At 62.9% G+C, this 19,916-nt stretch carries 16 protein-coding genes; 12 read left to right on the forward strand and 4 right to left on the reverse strand.

The features are described from left to right. Positions 1-82 precede the first annotated feature (82 nt). Complete coding sequence (locus tag AC07WT_RS00520; protein ID WP_492590677.1) at positions 83-487, forward strand: PaaI family thioesterase; 405 nt, start codon at positions 83-85, stop codon at positions 485-487. A gap of 60 nt (positions 488-547) precedes the next feature. Continuing rightward, positions 548-1,423, forward strand: coding sequence for a patatin-like phospholipase family protein (locus tag AC07WT_RS00525; RefSeq protein ID WP_492590676.1), 876 nt, complete (start codon positions 548-550; stop codon positions 1,421-1,423). A gap of 74 nt (positions 1,424-1,497) precedes the next feature. Here the strand turns inward: AC07WT_RS00525 and AC07WT_RS00530 are convergent, their stop codons facing one another. Further along, the gene (locus AC07WT_RS00530; protein ID WP_492590675.1) at positions 1,498-2,511 is read right to left on the reverse strand and encodes a D-2-hydroxyacid dehydrogenase family protein; all 1,014 of its coding nucleotides are present in this window, start codon (positions 2,509-2,511) and stop codon (positions 1,498-1,500) included. A 375-nt stretch (positions 2,512-2,886) separates the two neighbouring features. Here AC07WT_RS00530 and AC07WT_RS00535 point away from each other — a divergent pair, with 375 nt between their 5' ends. After that, on the forward strand, positions 2,887-4,743 hold the full coding sequence (locus tag AC07WT_RS00535) for a phosphoenolpyruvate carboxykinase (GTP) (RefSeq protein WP_494945678.1): 1,857 nt from the start codon (positions 2,887-2,889) through the stop codon (positions 4,741-4,743). Positions 4,744-5,084: 341 nt separating this feature from the next. Continuing rightward, positions 5,085-6,185: a LysR family transcriptional regulator gene (locus tag AC07WT_RS00540; RefSeq protein WP_492590673.1), complete on the forward strand. Its 1,101-nt coding sequence runs from the start codon at positions 5,085-5,087 to the stop codon at positions 6,183-6,185. Positions 6,186-6,358: 173 nt separating this feature from the next. Here AC07WT_RS00540 and AC07WT_RS00545 read toward each other — a convergent pair whose 3' ends face one another. The 3 genes from AC07WT_RS00545 to dprA form a co-directional block, all read right to left on the reverse strand. Then, positions 6,359-9,022, reverse strand: a complete 2,664-nt coding sequence (locus AC07WT_RS00545; protein ID WP_494945679.1) for a DNA topoisomerase III — start codon at positions 9,020-9,022, stop codon at positions 6,359-6,361. 252 nt (positions 9,023-9,274) lie between these two features. Next, a complete protein-coding gene (locus AC07WT_RS00550; protein ID WP_492590671.1) occupies positions 9,275-9,652 on the reverse strand; it encodes a thioredoxin family protein in 378 nt (125 codons plus the stop codon). Positions 9,653-9,742: 90 nt separating this feature from the next. Then, entirely contained in the window at positions 9,743-10,924 is a 1,182-nt protein-coding gene (gene dprA / locus AC07WT_RS00555; protein ID WP_494945680.1) for a DNA-processing protein DprA, read from the reverse strand. Between the two features lie 242 nt (positions 10,925-11,166). Here dprA and def point away from each other — a divergent pair, with 242 nt between their 5' ends. The 8 genes from def (at position 11,167) to esaR (ending at position 19,834) form a co-directional block, all read left to right on the forward strand. Further along, a complete protein-coding gene (gene def / locus AC07WT_RS00560) occupies positions 11,167-11,670 on the forward strand; it encodes a peptide deformylase (RefSeq protein ID WP_494945681.1) in 504 nt (167 codons plus the stop codon). 31 nt (positions 11,671-11,701) lie between these two features. Continuing rightward, positions 11,702-12,691 carry a methionyl-tRNA formyltransferase gene (gene fmt / locus AC07WT_RS00565; RefSeq protein WP_494945682.1) on the forward strand — a complete coding sequence of 330 codons (990 nt, stop codon included), beginning with the start codon at positions 11,702-11,704 and terminating at the stop codon, positions 12,689-12,691. Positions 12,692-12,804: 113 nt separating this feature from the next. Beyond that, the gene (locus tag AC07WT_RS00570; protein WP_494945683.1) at positions 12,805-13,446 is read left to right on the forward strand and encodes a LysE family translocator; all 642 of its coding nucleotides are present in this window, start codon (positions 12,805-12,807) and stop codon (positions 13,444-13,446) included. Between the two features lie 103 nt (positions 13,447-13,549). After that, positions 13,550-14,407, forward strand: a complete 858-nt coding sequence (htpX, locus tag AC07WT_RS00575; protein ID WP_492590666.1) for a zinc metalloprotease HtpX — start codon at positions 13,550-13,552, stop codon at positions 14,405-14,407. A 297-nt stretch (positions 14,408-14,704) separates the two neighbouring features. Then, entirely contained in the window at positions 14,705-16,144 is a 1,440-nt protein-coding gene (gene rsmB / locus AC07WT_RS00580; protein WP_494945684.1) for a 16S rRNA (cytosine(967)-C(5))-methyltransferase RsmB, read from the forward strand. After that, positions 16,141-16,740, forward strand: a complete 600-nt coding sequence (locus tag AC07WT_RS00585; RefSeq protein WP_492590664.1) for a DUF4390 domain-containing protein — start codon at positions 16,141-16,143, stop codon at positions 16,738-16,740. The genes rsmB and AC07WT_RS00585 overlap by 4 nt, the downstream gene beginning before the upstream one ends. Next, positions 16,730-19,144 carry a sensor histidine kinase gene (locus AC07WT_RS00590; protein ID WP_494945685.1) on the forward strand — a complete coding sequence of 805 codons (2,415 nt, stop codon included), beginning with the start codon at positions 16,730-16,732 and terminating at the stop codon, positions 19,142-19,144. Before AC07WT_RS00585 ends, AC07WT_RS00590 begins: the two co-directional genes overlap by 11 nt. Beyond that, positions 19,145-19,834, forward strand: coding sequence for a response regulator transcription factor EsaR (gene esaR / locus AC07WT_RS00595; protein ID WP_492590662.1), 690 nt, complete (start codon positions 19,145-19,147; stop codon positions 19,832-19,834). Positions 19,835-19,916: the final 82 nt, after the last annotated feature.

Here is a 19,916-nt window from a genome sequence, read left to right on the forward strand (position 1 = left end):
CGCGCTGCGCTCAGCGTCCCGGTATCATGTCGCGGACACCATGCCGCGCGAAGCGTCGTGCGGCTCTCGACCGGGGACAAACATGAATGATAAAGAGATTCTCGAGTTGCTTGACCGCGTCCTCGCGCCGTGGGTGCGCACGCTCACGCTCACACCGGTCAAGGTCGGCGAAGAGGGCGCGACGCTGCGCCTGCCGTTTTCCGGCGAACTGCGTCACTCGGGCGGCGTGATCTGCGGTCAGGTCTTCATGGCGGCCGCCGATACGGCGATGATCGTCGCGATTGCGGCCGCGCTCGGCGGCTTCAAGCCGATGACCACGGTCTCGCTCAACATCAGTTTCATGCGCGCGGTCCGTAAGGGCGACGTGCTGATTACCGCGCGCGTATTGCGCATGGGCCGCAATCTGGTGTTCGGTGAAGTCGAGTTGCTTGATGAAACCGGCAACATGGCCGTCCACGCCACGACCACCTACGCGCTGCTCGACTAAAACGACTCAATTCGACTTAAAACAACGCGCCCGCACGCCGTATTAGGGGAAAAAGCCAAGATGTTCGATCAGGTCGTATTCGCCGGTGGCGGCAATCGTTGCTGGTGGCAGGCGGGATTCTGGGACGTCGTGCAGCCGGAGCTGCGTATCCGTCCGCGCGTCATCACCGGTATTTCGGCCGGCGCCGCCACCGCATGCATGCTTTACACGCGCGATTCAGACTGGGTGATGCGCTATTACGAAGAGGCGCTGCGCCACAACACCCGCAACGCCTACTGGGGCAACCTGCTGCGCGGCGAATCGGTGTTTCCGCATTACCGCATCTACCGGCAGGCTCTGCTCGACATCTATGGCGACAAGTTTTCGACGCTCGCACAGGCGCCGGAAATCCGCATCGGCGTGTCGCATCTGCCGCGTTGGCTCGGCGCACGCAGCGCGGTCGCCGCGGGGCTGATCGCGTACAACATCGAAAAGTACGTGCGCAAGACGCTGCATCCGACGCTTGGTCAGACGCTCGGTTTCCGTCCGGAATTCGTGCGCGCGCAGGATTGCGCGACGGTCGAGGACCTCGCGGATCTGATCCTGCAATCGTCGAGTACGCCGCCGTTCACGCCGGTTCTGCGGCGCCACGGCAGGCCGGTGCTGGATGGCGGGATGGTCGACAACGTGCCGGTCGGCGCGCTCGATGCCGACGCGCCGGGCAACGTGCTGGTGATGGTCACGCGTCTTTATCCGCGTCCGCAGATGTTCGTCGTGCCGCATGGCGTGCAGCAACGGCTCTACGTGCAGCCCTCGCGCAAGGTGCCGATTTCGAGCTGGGATTACACGAGCCCCTCGCAGATGGTCCACGCGTACAACCTCGGCCGCACCGACGGCGAGACTTTCCTTGAACGCATGCCCGATCTGCGCGAAGCCGCCGCGCACGAAGCGCGCTGAGCGGCGGCGCGGTTTCGTTTCGCCGTTTCTTTTCGTTGAGCGCCGCCAGGCCCGAGCCCGCGGCCGCGCTTCGCTTAACGCCGCCGGCCGCCCTGCAACGCTTCCGGATTCGCTACGCTTGCCGTATCGCCGGCGTCGAAAGCCAGAATGTTCTTGAACGCCGCGGTGAAATACAACTCGTAGCTCTCGCGCTCGACATAGCCGATGTGCGGCGTGCAAATCACGTTTTCCATCCGCAGCAGACTGTAGCCCTGCAGAATCGGCTCGCTTTCGTAGACATCGATTGCGACCATCCCCGGACGGTTGTGCGACAGCGCATTGACCAGCGCATTTTCGTCGAGCAGTTCGGCCCGGCTCGTATTCACGAGCAACGCGGTCGGCTTCATCCGCATCAGGTCTTCCTGCTTGACGATGCCGCGCGTGTCGTCATGCAAACGCAGGTGCAGCGACAGCACATCGCTCTGCTCGAACAGCGCTTCGCGGCTTTCTGCGACGCCGAAGCCGTCGGCGCGAGCCGCTTCGCGCGAATGCTCGCGGCCCCAGATCAGCACATTCATGCCGAACGCCTTGCCGTATCCGGCAACCAGCCGCCCGATCTTGCCGTAACCCCAAATCCCCAGCGTCTGGCCGCGCAACACCTGGCCCAAACCGAAGTTCGGCGGTAATGCCGACGTCTTCAACCCCGACTGTTGCCAGGCCCCTTGCTTAAGGTTTGCCACGTATTGCGGAATCCGCCGTTGAGCGGCCATGATGAGTGCCCACGTCAGTTCGGCCGGCGCGATCGGCGAGCCGCTGCCTTCCAGCACGGCGATGCCGCGCTCGGTACACGCCTGCAGATCGATGTGGCTCGACACCTTGCCGGTTTGGCTGATCATGCGCAAACGAGGCAACTTATCGAGTAGTTGCGAGTTGATGCGGGTACGTTCGCGAATCAGGACGAGTGCGTCGACTTCGGAAAGACGGCTCGCCAGTTGGCCCAAGCCACGGACAGTGTTGTTGAAAACCTTGACCTCATGGTCGGCCAGCAATTGAAAGCAATCGAGCTTGCGAACGGCGTCCTGGTAATCGTCGAGGATGGCAATCTTCATGGTATGTGTCTTGCGGCGCACCATGACGGTGCGAAACGGAGTGTTATGCTGACTGTCCTACCATGTGACCCAGGTCACATGGTGGTCTGGATGGATGCCGTACCGTAGTAGCTTCCGCGAAGAACGGCAGCACCACGGCAAGGCGGATTGACATCGTTTTTAACAGTTTGTTGCGTGTTGATGCAAGCCGCTTTACAGACGGTTTCAGAAGGCTGTCGGCAAAAGCTTCCGCGCAACGGGCTGTGTGTGGCCCACGATAACCTGAACAATTGCGCGCGTTGTAAGAACGTCGGTGTGATGAATTGACCGCCTCTCGCGCGTAGCGTCGCTGGGCTTGTACTGTTTTTCTATTGCTTTCAAAACGGAGACAGGTCGATGAATCATTCCTCATTCGAAGGACAGCCCATCATCGAAGCGCCCGCCTGGGTCAAACACCGGAAATTGATCGATTGGGTCCAGCGTGTAGCAGCGTTGACCAAACCCGATCAGGTGGTCTGGTGCGATGGCTCGCAGGAGGAGTACGACCGCTTATGCGCGCAGATGGTCGAAGCCGGCACCCTCAAGAAGCTCAATCCCGCCAAACGTCCCAATTCCTATCTCGCGTGGTCCGATCCGTCCGATGTGGCGCGCGTCGAGGACCGCACCTTCATCTGCTCGCAGCGCCGTGAAGACGCCGGCCCGACCAACAACTGGATCGCCCCGGCCGAAATGCGCTCGACGCTCGACGGCCTGTTCGACGGCACCATGCGCGGCCGCACGATGTACGTGGTGCCGTTCTCGATGGGGCCGCTCGGTTCGCCGATCGCGCACGTCGGCATCGAGTTGAGCGACAGCCCGTATGTGGTGGCCAACATGCGCATCATGACGCGCATGGGCCGCAAGGTGTATGACGTGCTGGGCGAAGACGGCGAGTTCGTGCCGTGCGTGCATTCGGTCGGCGCGCCGCTCGCTGCGGGCGCTAAAGACGTGCCGTGGCCGTGCAACAGCACCAAATACATCGTCCATTTCCCCGAGTCGCGGGAAATCTGGAGTTATGGCTCGGGTTACGGCGGCAATGCACTGCTCGGCAAGAAGTGTTTCGCGCTGCGCATCGCGTCGACCATGGGCCGCGACGAAGGCTGGCTCGCCGAACACATGCTGATTCTCGGCGTGACCTCGCCGGAAGGGCGCAAGCATCACGTCGCCGCCGCGTTTCCGTCGGCTTGCGGCAAGACCAACTTCGCGATGCTGATTCCGCCGGAAGGCCTGAACGGCTGGAAAATCTCGACAATCGGCGACGATATCGCGTGGATCAAGCCGGGCAAGGACGGCCGCCTGTACGCGATCAATCCGGAAACGGGCTATTTCGGCGTCGCGCCGGGCACCAGCGAGAAGACCAACTTCAACGCCATGGCCACACTGAAGGAAAACGTCATCTTCACGAACGTTGCGCTGACCGACGACGGCGACGTCTGGTGGGAAGGCATGACCAACGAACCGCCCGCGCACCTGATCGACTGGCAGCGCAAGGACTGGACGCCGGCGATCGCGAAGGAAAGCGGCCGCAAAGCGGCGCACCCGAACGCGCGCTTCACGGCGCCGGCCTCGCAATGTCCGTCGATCGATGCTGACTGGGAGAACCCGGCGGGCGTCGCGATCGACGCGTTCATCTTCGGTGGCCGCCGTTCGACCACCGTGCCGCTCGTTACCGAGGCGCGCAACTGGGTCGAAGGCGTCTACATGGCAGCGACCATGGGCTCCGAAACGACCGCGGCCGCCGCGGGTCAGCAGGGCGTCGTACGCCGCGACCCGTTCGCGATGCTGCCGTTCTGCGGCTACAACATGAGCGACTACTTCGGTCACTGGCTCAAAACCGGTGAACGCCTGGAGAAATTGAACGCGAAGCTGCCGAAGATCTTCTGCGTGAACTGGTTCCGCAAGGGCGCGGACGGCAAGTTCGTCTGGCCGGGCTTTGGCGAGAACATGCGGGTGTTGAGCTGGATGGTCGGACGCATTGAAGGCTCGGCGTCAGGCGAGGAACACGCTTTTGGCATTTCGCCGCACTATGAAGACATCGACTGGAGCGGGCTCGATTTCAGCCGCGGGCAATTCCAGCAGGTGATCTCGGTCGACGCCGCCGCCTGGCGCGATGAACTCGTTCTGCATGCCGAGTTGTTTGACACACTGCAGCAAGGGTTGCCACCGGCTTTGACTCAGACTAAAGCAGCCTTGGAGCGAAAAATCGTGGCCTGATCACGTGAGTGTTCACTTCGTATCAAAAGCCGCCTTCGGGCGGTTTTTGTTTTTTAATTCGACCCCCAAGGCATTTTTTCTGATTCAGCAACACTCGAGCGACCGTTGCGTCTGCTCGAACAAAAAAGACAGTGCAAGCTGCAGTGCAGCAGATTGTTGCCTTTCTGGGAACAATGAGCGTCCATGCCCCGCGCTAGGGAACACAGTGGCACAAATATCGACAAAATTTCCGCTTTGACGGGCAACTTCTGCACGATTTTGCGAGTCGTAGGAGAATTCCAAGTTCGCTTCACTGGTTTTCACTAATTGTCAGGACGCTGTAACACGGCAGGAGTTGTCCTATGGATCATTTGCAGTCGATGCGAGTTTTCGTCAAAGTGGCGGATCTCGGCAGTTTTGCCCGCGCTGCAAGCGCGATGGATATTTCCAACGCAGTCGCGACCCGCCACGTTGCCGATCTCGAAGGCCGTCTTGGTACGCGGCTGCTCAATCGCACAACCCGCAGCTTGTCGCTGACGGAATCAGGTCAAGTTTATCTGGAGCGTGCGCGTCAGATTCTCGACGAACTGGAAGACGTCGAGCAGATGGTGGTCGCGCGAAATCATGAACCCGTGGGCACCTTGCGAATAGTTGCGCCGGTCGTGTTCGGGTTGCATAACCTGGCGCCGGTGCTCCAGACATATGCGGAGCGCTATCCGAAAGTCATTCCCGATGTCACGCTGGTGGACCGCCAGGTCGATCTGGTCGAAGAAGGCTTCGACGTCGGTGTGGTGATCGCGCGGCAGATGCGCAGCGCGAGCATCGTCACGCGGCGTTTGACCACCGGTTGCATGACGGTGTGCGCGACTCCCGCATACCTGGAAAAGCACGGCACGCCCACCCGTCCTGAGCATCTGCTCGAGCATCCGTGCCTGAGCTTGCCGTCCGAGTACTGGGGCGACGAGCGCGTGTTCACGGGGCCGGACGGCGAGGTGCGGGTGCGTCCGTCGAACGTGATCGTGGCGAACAACACGGAAATGCTGCGGCAGTTTGCGCTGCTCGGCATGGGCATCGCGATTCTGCCGAGCTATCTGATTGGCCGCGACATGACGCGCGGCAGGCTCGTGCGCCTGCTCGGCGATTACCGTTTGCCGCAGGTGGAGATCAACATTGCGTATCCGAGCCGCCGTCACTTGCCGGCGAAGGTGCGCACGTTCATCGATCACCTGGTCGATCATTTCAGCCAGACGCCGAACAGTCTGCTCGGCGAGCAGTGGATCAAAGACGGCCTGGTGCGTCCTGCCACGGCGGCCGCGGTGGATTCCACGGAGATGATGCCGCCGGAAGCCTTCGACGGCGCCGAGCCGCTATCACGGCTCCTCGACAGCGAATTGTCGCCAGTGCCGAAGACCTTGGCGAAGACGTCGAATCGCCCGCGACCGACGGCTTTGTCGCCGTTGTGAGTTCGTCCTGGACGGGAAGCGCGGCGACAAACGCAGTCTGGCGGTAAATAAAAGGCGCAGTCACTTCAAGTGACTGCGCCTTTTTTATAGCGAGCGCGAAGCTGGCTGGACACGAACTGAATGCCTGCCACAGATTCCTGCCGCAGATTCTTGCCGGATTCCCCCAGCTTCAATTACGAGCCGGTCTTGCGCGCCGCCGCTTTCTTGGCGGGCGCCTTCTTGGCCGCGGCGGTCCTGGCAGCGGGCGCTTTCTTCGCAGCTGTTTTTTTTGCCGCGGGCGCCGCCTTCACTGCAACTGCCGCCTCGTCCTCATCCGCTTCCGGCGCCGCCTTGGCAGCTGATTTCGCCGCCGCAGTCTTCGCGGCGGTTTTCGCCGACGGTTCCTTCTTCTCGAACTCGAAGCCGATCTTGCCGTCGTTCTGCTTGACGAGGAACGCCTTGAAGTTGCGGCCGGTACGCGACGACTTGAAGTTCGTCAGCAGATCGGTGCGTCCTTCTTCCAGCAGTTTCGCCATTTGCTCGCGGGCGATTTCCTGCTGCAAGATCACTTTGCCCGAGCGGAAGTCGCACGTCTTCGGGTTCGCAACCGAGTTCTCGCAGACATAACTCATGCCGTGCTCGAACACGCGTCCTTTGCACTTCGGGCATGCGCCGACCGGCTGCTGGTCGGAGAAATCAGGCGGTTCGCCGTCTTCGCCGCCCGAATCCTGGCCGAAGTCGAATTCGAGCTTGTAGTTCTTGATCTCGTCGTCCAGCGAAAGCTTCAGGATTGCCGAGAACGGCCGGCCCATCTTGCTGCGGAAACCCGACAGCGGTCCGATCGTCTTGTTCTTCAACAACTCCTCGACTTCCTCGATTTCGAACTGGCGTCCGCCCGGAATCTTCGAAATGGAGAACTCGCACTTGGAGCACGCAAAGCGCCGGTAGTTTTCCTTCACCTGACCGCCGCAATTCGGACACGGCGTCTGCAACGTCGCGTAATCGCCCGGGATCGTGTCGGAATCGTATTCCTTCGCGCGCTTGACGATGGTTTGCGTCATGCGGGCGATTTCCTGCATGAACGCGTCGCGCGGCAGGTTGCCACGCTCCATTTGCGAGAGCTTGTATTCCCACTCGCCGGTCAGTTCCGGCGCGGTCAATTCCTTGACGCCGAGGCCGCGCAGCAGCGTCATCAGCTGGAATGCCTTGGCGGTCGGAATCAGATCGCGGCCTTCGCGGATCAGATACTTTTCGCCGAGCAAGCCTTCGATGATCGCAGCACGCGTGGCCGGCGTGCCGAGACCCTTGGCCGCCATCGCTTCGCGCAGTTCGTCGTCTTCGACCAGCTTGCCCGCGCCTTCCATTGCCGACAGCAAGGTCGCTTCGTTGTAGCGTGCGGGCGGTTTGGTCACCAGTTGCTGTGCGGCGATCTTGTCGGTCTTGACCTTCTCGTTTTTCTGCACTGGCACGAGGTTCGCGTCTTCGCCACTGATTTCACGGCCGTAGACCTGCAACCAGCCCGGTTCGACCAGCACCTTGCCTTCGGTCTTGAAGTGATGGCCGACCACTTCCGTGATCCGCGTCGTCACCCGGTACTCGGCGGCCGGGAAGAACACCGACAGGAAGCGCTTCACGACCAGGTCGTACAGCTTCTGTTCCGGTTCGGACAGACTCTTCGGCGCTTGCAGCGTCGGGATGATTGCGAAGTGGTCGCTGATCTTCGAGTTATCGAAGATGCGCTTGTTCGGCTTTACCCAGCCCTTGTCGAGCACCTGCTTGGCGAACGGCAGATAGTTGTTGCTCTCCTTGAGCATGCCGAGTGTCTGCTTGACCGTCTCCATATAGTCTTCCGGCAGCGCGCGCGCGTCGGTCCGGGGATAGGTCAAGACTTTGTGCTTTTCGTACAGCGCCTGAGCCAGACCGAGCGTGTTCTTCGCCGAGAAGCCGAAGCGGCCATTGGCCTCGCGCTGCAAGCTGGTCAGATCGAAGAGCGCCGGCGACAGTTGCGTGGACGGCTTCGACTCTTCCGTCACCGTGCCGATCTGGCCGCGGCAGGCGGCGACGATTGTCTCGGCGGCGGGCAGCGCCCACAGACGCGAGTCGCGCTTTTCCGGATCGAACTCGTCACGCTTGAACTTGGGATCGAACCAGCGGCCTTCATAGAAGCCGGCTGCGCAGACGAACTCCGCCTTCACTTCCCAGTAGTCGCGCGGCACGAAGCGGCGAATTTTCTCTTCGCGCTCCACGACGATCGATAGCGTCGGCGTCTGCACCCGCCCAACCGTGGTCAGGAAGAAGCCGCCACCCTTGCTGTTGAACGCGGTCATGGCCCGCGTGCCGTTGATGCCGACCAGCCAGTCCGCTTCCGAACGGCAGCGTGCCGCGTCGGCGAGCGGCTGCATTTCTTCGTCGCTGCGCAGGCGGGCAAATCCTTCGCGGATCGCGGCCTGCGTCATGGATTGCAGCCACAGGCGTTGCACCGGCTGCCTGGCTTTCGCGTGCTGCGCGATCAGGCGGAAAATCAGCTCGCCTTCGCGCCCCGCGTCACATGCGTTGATCAGGCGTTCGACGTCTTTACGCTTGAGCAGCTTGGTCAGCACCTTCAGGCGCGACTCGCTTTTTGCGATCGGGTTAAGGTCGAAATGCGGCGGAATGACGGGTAGATTGGCGAAACTCCACTTGCCGCGCTTGACTTCATAATCTTCGGGCGCGGCGATTTCCAGCAGATGGCCGACTGCCGAAGAAAGGACGTAGTCGTCGCTTTCGTAGTATTCGTCATGCTTGGTAAAACCGCCCAAAGCGCGCGCGATGTCGTTCGCGACGGAAGGCTTTTCGGCGATGATCAGTGCTTTGGACATGACTCGATGTGAGGTTGGTAGATCCGGGTTGATGGCCTTGAGTGCGCGAAATTAGCGCGCGACCCTCGTTTGCGACCTTTGCGACCCAATAACGACCGCTTTATAGCACACGGCGCGAGAGCGGCGTGTCAAGTGCCATAAAAATGCGTGCCATCATAATTTCGTGCCCAGCGGTTGAGCAAGCCGTGGCGTGCGCGTTCGGGACAGCCTGCAGCGGCTGTGCCGCAAGGCTGTGCGGCCGGTTGCTGCGCGTCAGGCGACTGCCAGTGCGGGCCGCAATTTGGGCGCTCCGCTGATGCCGGGCACGGCCGTCAGGTCGACCAGCATCCGCTCGACAATCGCCGCCTGTGGCAAAACCGTGCCAAAAAAACGTGTCGTGACCGAGTCTTCAATCAGGATGGTCGGGAAATTCTCGACGTCCAGGTCATCGAAACGGTCGGCATGGGTTTCGATGTCGATCCATGCGAAGCAGATGTCCGGGCGCTTGTCCGCCAGTTGGTCGAAGACTTCCCGATAGTCACGGCAGGTTCCGCACCACTCCGCGCACAGGCAGGCAACGAACAGCGTGTCGGGTTCGTTGACGCGCTCGGCGATCCGGTCTTGGTCGGTGTCGAGATTCAGCGCGGGCATGATGGTTCCTTGCGTACTTTTGTCAGGTGCTTTGGCGCGAATGTAGCATGGCCGGTCGCGAGCCGCGGTCAATCCATGGTCGATGCAGGGTCAGCCGTAGCTTGCCCGCATGAAGCGACCGCCAGGCAGGACGGTCAGTTGGCCGGCGAGTTCGAGTTGCAGCAATGTGTTTTGCAATACTGCGCCCTCCATCTCGGTGCGGGTGGCAAGAATTTCAAGTGTGCTTGGCGCATGACCGAGCGCGGCGAGCAATCGCTGACCTTCTGCGGTAATTGCTGGCCGGACGGCAGCTGACGCCGCTGCCGGTGGCGAATCCGCCTGAACCTCGCTATCCCGCTGCACAGACGGCGTGCAAACAGGCTTTGCCGTCGACGCTTTGGCGAAGCCGAGTTCCTCGAGCACCTCATCGGGCGTTTCGACCAGCTTGGCGCCTTGCTTGATCATTCGATGACAGCCGCGCGATAGCGGCGCGTGGATCGAGCCAGGCAGCGCAAAAATATCGCGCCCCATTTCGTTGGCGAGCCGCGCGGTGATCAGCGAGCCTGAGCGCATCGCTGCCTCCACGATCAACACGCCGCTGACGAGGCCGGCGATCAACCGGTTGCGCTGCGGAAAATTGGCGGCGCGCGCGGGCGTGCCGAGCGGCCATTCTGAGACGATCGCGCCTCGCACCGCGATCTGCCGGGCCAGCGCGTGATGCGCCGACGGGTACACGAGGTCCGCCCCGGTGCCGATGACCGCCACCGTGCCGCCGGGGCCTTCCAGACCGCCGCGATGCGCGGCGCCGTCGATGCCGAGCGCCAGCCCCGACACAACTGTCACTCCCGCCACTGAAAGCTCACGCGCAAAACGCTCCGCGTCCTCCACACCTTGCGGCGTCGCGCTGCGGCTGCCCACCACGGCAATTGCCCGCGTATGCAGCAGATCGAGCCGGCCCTTTATATATAGCAACGGCGGTGGATCGGGCATGGTCAGCAGCGTGGGCGGGTAGGCAGGATCGTCGAGCGTTACCAGCTGATTGCTGGGCTGCTCGCGCCACGCAACCACTGCGGCAAGCTGTGCCTCGAAGTCGGGACTGGCCGGGGCCAGCACGGCGCGCGCGGCAGCCTCGCCGACGATGCTGGCGAGCGCCTCTGGCGATTGATCAAAGATCGCTTCGGGAAGTCCAAAAGCGCTCAGAAGCAAACGTAGCGCGGCCGGTTTCAGCCCCGGCGCGAGCGATAGCCGCAGCCAGGCGGCGAGTTCAATATGGGTTGCGGGCAACGTGTGCATTGCGGTCGATCCTCCTACAGGGCCAGCGGGCAGGCGGGCGCCATGCTAAAATTTTCATCATCCGAAATAACCGCAGCGCCGCGCCCACCCGCGCGGGCTCGTCGTCTAGCGCAAGTGGCGCGTTGAATCGAACCGGTTCGACACCATCTATCCTGTGCGTAACGCGATGGGCTCACAACCTGGCCGAATGGCCAACGCGAACCTTCCACCGGCCAGCGGCGCCTGAAATCAACTTCAAGATCATGGCTTTACTGAACATCCTCAATTACCCGGACAAACGGCTGCACAAGATCGCGAAGCCGGTCGAAGCGGTCAACGACCGCATCCGCCGCCTCGTCGCCGACATGGCCGAAACGATGTACGCCGCGCCCGGCGTCGGCCTTGCCGCGACTCAGGTGGACGTGCATGAGCGCGTGGTCGTGATCGACGTGTCGGACGCGCACGACGAACTGCTCGTCTTCATTAACCCGGAAATCATCTGGTCGAGCGATGAGCGGAAGCTTTCGGAAGAAGGCTGCTTGTCGGTGCCGGGCATTTACGACAACGTGGAGCGCGCCGAGAAAGTGCGAGTGCGGGCGCTGAACGAGAAGGGCGAGACCTTCGAGATGGGCTGCGAAGGGCTGCTCGCGGTCTGCATCCAGCACGAAATGGATCACCTGATAGGCCGCGTGTTCGTCGAGTACCTGTCGTCGCTGAAGCAGACGCGTATCAAGAGCAAGATGAAGAAGCTCGCCCACGCGATGTAATTCGCGTCCATTTCGCCTACTGCCCCCGTTCATGAGTCATTCGTTGCGCGTCATCTTTGCCGGTACGCCGGAGTTCGCCGCGGCCGCACTGGCCGCGATCCACAGCGCCGGTTTTCCGGTACCGCTCGTGCTGACCCAACCCGACCGGCCCGCCGGACGCGGAATGAAATTGCAGGCGAGCCCGGTAAAGCGCCATGCGCAGGAGCATGGCCTTGCCGTCGCGCAGCCGCCGTCGCTGCGCCGTGCCGGCAAGTACCCGGCCGAAGCCGCAGCCGCGATCGACCTGCTGCGCGCCACGCCGCACGACGTGATGGTGGTGGCCGCCTACGGCCTGATCCTGCCGCAGGAAGTGCTGGATATCCCGTCGCATGGCTGCATCAATATTCACGCATCGCTGTTGCCGCGCTGGCGCGGCGCCGCGCCGATCCATCGGGCAATTGAAGCGGGCGACACGCAAACCGGCATCACGCTGATGCAGATGGAAGTCGGCCTCGACACCGGCGCGATGATTTCCGAAGCGCGCACGCTGATTTCCGACGACGACACCACCGCCACCTTGCATGACCGGCTTGCGCAGGACGGTGCGAAGCTGATCGTCGACGCGCTGAGCGAACTCGAGCGCAACGGCAAGCTGCCGGCGACGCCACAACCCGCGGACGGCGCGACTTACGCGGAAAAGATCGGCAAGCACGAAGCCGCGCTCGACTGGCGACGGCCGGCCGCCGTTCTTGCGCGCCAGGTCCGTGCATTCGACCCGTTCCCCGGCGGCGTGGCCACGCTGGAAGACGGCACGTCGATCAAGATCTGGGCGGCCGTGCCGGCACAAACGCAAGGCAATGGCGGCATTCCCGGCACGATTACCGATGTGTCGCCCGAAGGCGTTGTAGTGGCCTGCGGGGAAGGCGCGCTGCGTGTCACGCAATTGCAGAAACCCGGCGGCAAGCGCTTGCCGGTACGCGAATTTCTGGCCGGCGCGACGCTGGCCGCGGGGCAGCGTTTCCAGCTTCCCGAAGCACAATAACAGCGGTGCGCGCGTCCTGAACATCGTCCGTTCGGCCGATGTTCGGCGCCCCCGCCGCACGCCTGCGGCGCGTTAGAATCCTCCATGCAACGGCCCAGTTTTCGAGGATTTCCATGTTCGGCATCACCCATTTCGAGTTTTTCGTCGTCGCCGTTTTTTTGTTGAACGTGACACCCGGGCCAGATACGGCCTATATCGTCGGGCGCAGTGTCGCGCAGGGACGCGGGGCGGGTCTGATGTCGGCGCTCGGTATCTCCGCCGGATGCTGCGTCCATTCGCTTGCCTGCGCGTTCGGCTTGACGGCGCTGCTGGCCGCGTCGGCCACCGCTTTCACCGTGATCAAGTTTGTCGGCGCGATTTATCTGATTTATCTGGGCGTGCGGCTGATTTTCGCGAAGCCCGCGGCAGACGAGGCGGCGTGCGAAGCGCGTGCGGCGGGCGCGCCGAAGTCGCTGCGTCAGCTGTTCCTGCAAGGCTTCTGGACCAACGTGCTGAACCCGAAGGTGGTGCTGTTCTTCGTCTCTTTCTTCCCGCAGTTCGTGACGACCGGCAGCGACCACAAAGCGCTCGCGTTCCTCACGCTCGGCGTTGTGTTCGTCGTGATGAGCATGATCTGGAACAGTTTCGTCGCGTGGATCGCCGGAAGCGTGACGCGGCGTTTCTCCGGCAAACCGTCAGTGAAGAAGTGGCTGGATCGCGGCGTTGGCAGCGCATTCGTCGGCTTGGGCGTCAAGCTCGCCACCGCATCAAGATGATTGAATTTTCCTCGCGCGCACATATCTAACAGTTCGCTTACAATCAGGCGCCGCGATGACGCGGCGCAGATATGAACCCGCGTTAGGGCAAGGAGTTGCAGACATGTTCAATTGGGTCAAAACCGCGATGTTGATGGCCGCGATCACGGCCCTTTTCATCGTGATCGGCGGGATGATCGGCGGGTCGCGCGGCATGACGATCGCGCTCGTGATCGCCCTCGGAATGAATTTCTTTTCGTACTGGTTCTCGGACAAGATGGTCCTGCGCATGTATAACGCGCAGGAAGTGGACGAGACGAGCGCGCCGCAGTTTTACCGGATGGTGCGCGATCTCGCCACCCGCGCTGGCTTGCCGATGCCGCGCGTCTATCTGATCAACGAAGACGCGCCGAACGCGTTCGCCACGGGCCGCAATCCGGAGCACGCGGCGGTCGCGGCCACCACGGGTATCCTGCGCGTGCTGTCCGAGCGCGAGATGCGCGGCGTGATGGCGCACGAACTGGCGCACGTGAAGCACCGCGACATCCTGATCTCGACCATCTCCGCGACGATGGCGGGCGCCATTTCCGCGTTGGCGAACTTCGCGATGTTCTTCGGTGGCCGCGACGAAAACGGCCGTCCGACGAATCCGATCGCGAGCATTGCAGTCGCGTTGCTCGCGCCGATCGCCGGCGCGCTGATCCAGATGGCGATTTCGCGCGCACGTGAATTCGAAGCGGACCGTGGCGGCGCGCAGATTTCCGGCGACCCGCAAGCGCTGGCTTCGGCGCTCGACAAGATCCATCGTTACGCGAGCGGCATTCCGTTCCCCGCAGCCGAACAGCATCCTGCCACCGCGCAGATGATGATCATGAATCCGCTGTCGGGCGGCGGTATCGCGAATCTGTTCTCGACGCACCCGGCCACGGAGGAACGCATCGCGCGGTTGATGGAAATGGCGCGCACCGGGCGCTTCGAATAACGGATAACGGCGCGCGGCGCCGATGGCGAGGCGCGAACGGCGAGGCGCGCACGCCGTGTGATGAAAGGCGAGTCCGCGGGCTCGCCTTTTTTATGAAGCGGAGAAAATTGCGCGCGAGAGCGGCGGCGCCGCCGGATACAAGCGATGTGAAGGCCTGTCACGCCGGCAGCAGGTTCTCGGGCCATACGCGCTGGTTGCCGCGGCCCGGCCGTCCTGCCGCAGAGGCCCCCGCGCTGCACCACGCTACAATGTGCTGTTTGCGTCGCGCGCTCCGCGCGGCCTGCCTTTGCCTCTTTCATGATCCCAAAGCCTTCTTCGCGTTCTGCTTCCCAATCGGCGCGCCCGCGCGAATCACGTCTGTCGGTGATGCATCTCGCGCCCGAATCGCTCGGTTTTGCGCTCGACTGCGCAGGCCAGACCGTCGGCGCCGTGCGCCTCGGCGCGGCGTTGCCGGCCGCCCTGCAATCCGTGTTCGTGTCCGCGCCTGAAGGCAACGCCGCCGCGGCGCGCGGCGCGGTGCAGGACATCGCGTATCGCACGATGCGACGTCTGGCCACTGTCGAATGGCTGATCGCGAAGCTGGTAAAGAAGGCGCCGCCTCCACACGTCGGCCACGTGCTCGCCTGTGCGCTCGCCTTGCTCGTCGACGATGAAGCGAGCGCTGCTTACGCGCCGTTCACCGTCGTCGATCAGGCTGTCAGCGCAATCGCTGCGCGTCGTGAATGCGCGTTTGCGAAAGGACTCGTCAACGCCGTGCTGCGTAATTTCTTACGCGAGCGTGAGACGCTGCTCAGCGCATTGCAGGCCGACGAAGTGGCGCGCTGGAATTACCCCGCGTGGTGGATCGACGCAGTCAAGCGCGCATGGCCCGACGCGTGGCAAGCGGTGCTCGCCTCCGGCAACACGCAAGGTCCGCTGACGTTGCGCGTGAACGCGCGCCGCTCGACAGTCGATGCCTATCTGCAAGTGCTGCAGGCTCATCACATCGCCGCGAGCCGAGCCGGCGACTACGCGGTCAAGCTGGCCACGCCGATGCCGGTCGACCGTATCCCCGGCTTCAACGACGGCGTCGTGTCCGTACAGGATGCCGGTGCGCAACTCGCGGCGCAACTGCTCGGCGTGCGCGACGGCATGCGCGTGCTCGATGCGTGCGCGGCGCCTGGCGGCAAGACTGGTCATTTGCTGGAACTGGCCAACCTCCAGCTCATCGCGCTCGAAAGCGACGCGTCGCGCGCGCGCCGCATCGGTGAAAATTTGCAGCGGCTCAAGCTGGACGCGGAAGTACGCATCGGCGACGCGGGCCAGCCGTCAAAATGGCATGACGACATCGACCAGCCGTTCGACCGCATTCTCGCCGATGTGCCGTGCTCGGCGTCGGGCATCGTGCGGCGTCATCCGGATATTCGCTGGCTGCGCCGCGCGTCGGATATTCCCGCGCTGGTCGCCGAACAGCGCCGCATTCTCGACGCGCTGTGGCCGCTCGTGAAGCCAGGCGGCGAGTTGCTCTACGTTACGTGCTCGATCTTCCCCGAAGAAGGCGAGTTGCAGGCGCAGTGGTTTGGAGACAAATACCAGGATGCGGTACGATTGGACGCGCCGGGGCAACTTTTACCCGCAGTTGCCCGCGCGCCCGCCGACACATCGGCCGGTTCCCATGCCGGACACGCCGCTGAAGATGGCGCCGGCTCGAACTCAGACCACGACGGATTTTTCTACGCGCGCTTTCAGAAACGGTGACCATCAAACGCTTCTTCCCGCTTCGGCTCGCAGCCGTGCTCTGGATCGCGCTGGCCGTATGGCTTGCCGCACCGGGCGCGGCGCACGCTGACCCGATCGCGGTGCAGCGTGCGTCGCTGCAGGCCGACAATACCGGCTGGAGCCTGGACGCGCGCTTCGACTTCGATCTGAACAGCAACCTCGAAGACGCGGTCAATAAAGGCATTCCGCTTTATTTCACGACCGATTTCGAGCTGAGCCGGCCGCGTTGGTACTGGTTCGACGAGCAACCGGTGAGCGTGTCGCAGAGCATTCGGCTGTCGTTCCAGCCGCTCACGCGTGAGTACCGCGTGTCGAGCGTGTCGTCGGGCGGTTTGCAGCTCGGCTTCACGACGCTCAAGGACGCGCTCGCGGTGATCAAGCACGTCACCTCGTGGCATGTGATCGACCGCAATCAGGTGCATGCCGGCGAGACTTACAATGCCTCCGTGCGTATGCAACTCGACATCGCGCTGATGCCCAAGCCGTTCCAGATCGACGCGGTGAACAACCGCGACTGGAATCTCTCTTCGGAGTGGAAGCGCTTTACCTTCACGGTGACCGAACGTGCTAAATAGAGTGCGCCGAGCCACCAGTGTCAGCAGCATCGTCGTGCGCGTGCTGGTGTCGACGGTCGCCGTGACGGCCGTGTTGCTGCTCGTCCTGCTGGCGGCGGCGAGCGCGAATACCGAATTCTTCGACCGCTATTACCAGTGGCTGTATGCGGCCAACCTCGCGGTCGCGATGATCTTCCTGCTGGTGGTGGCCACGCTCGTCATCATCATCATCGCGCGGCTACGGAAGGGTAAGTTCGGCACCAGGCTGTTAGCGAAGCTCGCGTTCTTCATGGCGCTGGTCGGCGTGGTGCCGGGCGGGATCATTTACGTCGTGTCGTATCAGTTCGTGTCGCGCAGTATCGAGTCGTGGTTCGACGTGAACGTCGAAACCGCGCTGACCTCGGGCCTGAATCTCGGCCGCGGCATGCTCGACGCCTCGCTGTCCGATCTGCAGACCAAGGGCCGTTTGATGTCCGAACAGTTGGCGAGCGCGGACGCGGCCGGCACGACGCTCACGCTCTTGCGCTTGCGCGATCAGTTCGGCGTGCAGGAAGCGACGATCGTCGAACCCACCCGCAGCATGTCGGGCGCGACGCCGGACATGCACGTGGTCGCACAGGCGTCCGGCAATTACGCGACGCTCGTGCCGAACGACTTGCCCACGCCGTTGATGATCGATCAGGCGCGCGGCCGCGGTTTCGCCGCGATCGAAGGTGAGGTGGACGGCGATCCGCACGCGCACGGCAGCAAGGGCGCGTTGCGGCTGCGCGTCGTGCAGCGTATTCCTGATTCGAACGCGGCGCTGCTGCAACCCACCGAACGGTTCCTGCAACTCACGCAGCCGGTGTCGCCCTCGCTCGCACGCAATGCCGATGCAGTACAGCGCGCGTATCGCGAGTATCAGGAGAAGGCGCTGGGCCGCACCGGCTTGCGCAAGATGTACATTGGCACGCTGACGCTCGCGCTGTTCCTTGCCACCTTCATCGCGATGATGCTGGCGCTCGCGCTCGGCAATCAGCTTGCGCGGCCGTTGTTCCTGCTCGCGCAGGGCACCAAGGAAGTGACCGAAGGCGACTACACGCCGAAGCGCGAAATCAAGTCGCGCGACGAACTGGGCTTCCTCACGCAGTCGTTCAACGCGATGACGCGGCAGTTGTCCGAAGCGCGCGCGGCGGTCGAGAACAACCGTATCGCGCTCGAGCATTCGAAGGCCTATCTGGAAAGCATTCTCGCGAACCTGACGGCGGGCGTGTTCGTGTTCGACCGGCAGTTCCGCCTCACCACCGCGAACCGCGGCGCCGAGCGGATCTTCCGCCAGCAGTTCCAGGAGGTGTTGGGTTCGGCGCTCGAGCAGATCGGCGTGTTGAGCGAATTCGGCGGCATGGTGCGCAAGGCCTTTGCCGATCGCGAGGCCGCGAGCGGCGACGGTCACGACGACCGCGGCCACTGGCAGCAGCAGTTCTCGGTGCAGGTGCCGGGCGAAACGGAACCGCTCACCTTGCTCGTGCGGGGCGCGCGCCTTGTGTCCGCCACCGAACGCGACGCCGAAGACATGCAGACCTCGGGCTACGTCGTCGTGTTCGACGACATCTCCGACGTGATCTCCGCACAGCGTTCGATCGCGTGGGGTGAGGTCGCGCGGCGCCTCGCGCATGAGATCAAGAATCCGCTCACGCCGATCCAGCTTTCGGCCGAGCGCTTGCAGATGAAGCTCGCCGACAAGCTCTCGCCGTCGGATGCCGATGTGCTCAAGCGCGGCGCGACCACGATCGTCAACCAGGTCGCGGCAATGAAGCAGATGGTCGACAATTTCCGCGACTATGCGCGTACGCCGCCGGCGGTGCTTGCGCATCTGCAGCTGAACGATCTGGTCAGCGAAGTGCTCACGCTGTACGGTATCGAGGAAGGCAAGAGCTCGATTCAGGTGGAGCTCGCGGAGTTGCCGGTGATCCGCGGCGACGCGACGCAATTGCGTCAGGTGATTCACAACCTGCTGCAGAACGCGCAGGATGCAGTGGCCGACGTCGAGCAACCACGTGTCTTGCTCGAGACGAGGACAGTAGAATACGGAGACCCCGACGCGGAAGGCAAGGTGCGCGTCGCGGTGCGTCTGACAGTGTCGGATAACGGGCCGGGCTTCCCCGCGCGTATCCTCACACGTGCATTCGAGCCTTACGTGACGACCAAGGCCAAAGGTACGGGCATCGGTCTCGCGATGGTCAAGAAGATCGTCGACGAACACGGCGCGCGGATCGATATTCGCAACCGCATGAAAGCGGGCGATGTGATCGAAGGCGCGCAGATTTCGATCCTCTTCCTTCAACTGGCAGACGATGCCGCGGCGCCTGAAGCGGGGCCGCGGGCGGCGCACGGCGGTGCGTCGCAGGGAACGACAAAAGCAACAGTGCAGACAAGGGCAGCGTAAATGGCAACCATCCTGGTGGTAGATGATGAAATGGGCATCCGGGAATTGCTCTCGGAGATCCTGAGCGACGAGGGGCATGTCGTAGAGGCCGCGGAAAACGCGCAGGAAGCGCGCGACTTCCGTTTGCGCCAGGCGCCCGATCTGGTATTGCTCGACATCTGGATGCCCGATACCGACGGCGTGACGTTGCTCAAGGAGTGGGCCGCGCAAGGGCAACTGACAATGCCGGTGATCATGATGTCCGGCCACGCGACTATCGATACAGCGGTCGAAGCGACCAAGATCGGCGCGCTCAATTTTCTCGAGAAGCCGATTGCGTTGCAGAAGCTGTTGAAGGCCGTCGAGCAAGGGCTGGCGCGTGGCAATGCGGCGAGCGCGCCAGGCGGCGCGGCAGTCAAGCCGGCCTTGCCGACGAACGCGTCGGCAGTGGCGTCGGCGGCGGCGTTGCCGATGCTGTCGGCCGACGGCATGAGCAGCGGCGCATTGGCGGCGCAAACAGCATCGATCTCGTTCGATATCCCGCTGCGCGACGCACGCGACGCGTTCGAGCGCGCGTACTTCGAATATCACCTCGCGCGCGAGAACGGCAGCATGACGCGCGTGGCGGAGAAGACCGGTCTGGAGCGCACGCACCTGTATCGCAAGCTCAAGCAACTCGGTGTGGATCTCGGCAAGAATAAAGGGGAGTGAAGGGCCGCGCACTGCGCGCTGATTTCGCCCCGGCAGATTTTTTCGGGAAGGGGCTTGCCGTGCTGCTGACCCTTTGATATGA

This window comes from Paraburkholderia sp. GW821-FHT02A12 (genome assembly GCF_059422005.1).

Excerpts from the sequence above, each read along its gene's own strand:
- AC07WT_RS00540 (WP_492590673.1), top strand. The coding sequence starts at position 5,085 with ATGGATCATTTGCAGTCGATGCGAGTTTTCGTCAAAGTGGCGGATCTC.
- AC07WT_RS00545 (WP_494945679.1), bottom strand. The coding sequence starts at position 9,022 with ATGTCCAAAGCACTGATCATCGCCGAAAAGCCTTCCGTCGCGAACGAC.
- AC07WT_RS00535 (WP_494945678.1), top strand. The coding sequence starts at position 2,887 with ATGAATCATTCCTCATTCGAAGGACAGCCCATCATCGAAGCGCCCGCC.
- dprA (WP_494945680.1), bottom strand. The coding sequence starts at position 10,924 with ATGCACACGTTGCCCGCAACCCATATTGAACTCGCCGCCTGGCTGCGG.
- AC07WT_RS00525 (WP_492590676.1), top strand. The coding sequence starts at position 548 with ATGTTCGATCAGGTCGTATTCGCCGGTGGCGGCAATCGTTGCTGGTGG.
- htpX (WP_492590666.1), top strand. The coding sequence starts at position 13,550 with ATGTTCAATTGGGTCAAAACCGCGATGTTGATGGCCGCGATCACGGCC.
- fmt (WP_494945682.1), top strand. The coding sequence starts at position 11,702 with ATGAGTCATTCGTTGCGCGTCATCTTTGCCGGTACGCCGGAGTTCGCC.
- AC07WT_RS00520 (WP_492590677.1), top strand. The coding sequence starts at position 83 with ATGAATGATAAAGAGATTCTCGAGTTGCTTGACCGCGTCCTCGCGCCG.
- AC07WT_RS00530 (WP_492590675.1), bottom strand. The coding sequence starts at position 2,511 with ATGAAGATTGCCATCCTCGACGATTACCAGGACGCCGTTCGCAAGCTC.
- def (WP_494945681.1), top strand. The coding sequence starts at position 11,167 with ATGGCTTTACTGAACATCCTCAATTACCCGGACAAACGGCTGCACAAG.
- AC07WT_RS00570 (WP_494945683.1), top strand. The coding sequence starts at position 12,805 with ATGTTCGGCATCACCCATTTCGAGTTTTTCGTCGTCGCCGTTTTTTTG.
- esaR (WP_492590662.1), top strand. The coding sequence starts at position 19,145 with ATGGCAACCATCCTGGTGGTAGATGATGAAATGGGCATCCGGGAATTG.
- AC07WT_RS00550 (WP_492590671.1), bottom strand. The coding sequence starts at position 9,652 with ATGCCCGCGCTGAATCTCGACACCGACCAAGACCGGATCGCCGAGCGC.
- rsmB (WP_494945684.1), top strand. The coding sequence starts at position 14,705 with ATGATCCCAAAGCCTTCTTCGCGTTCTGCTTCCCAATCGGCGCGCCCG.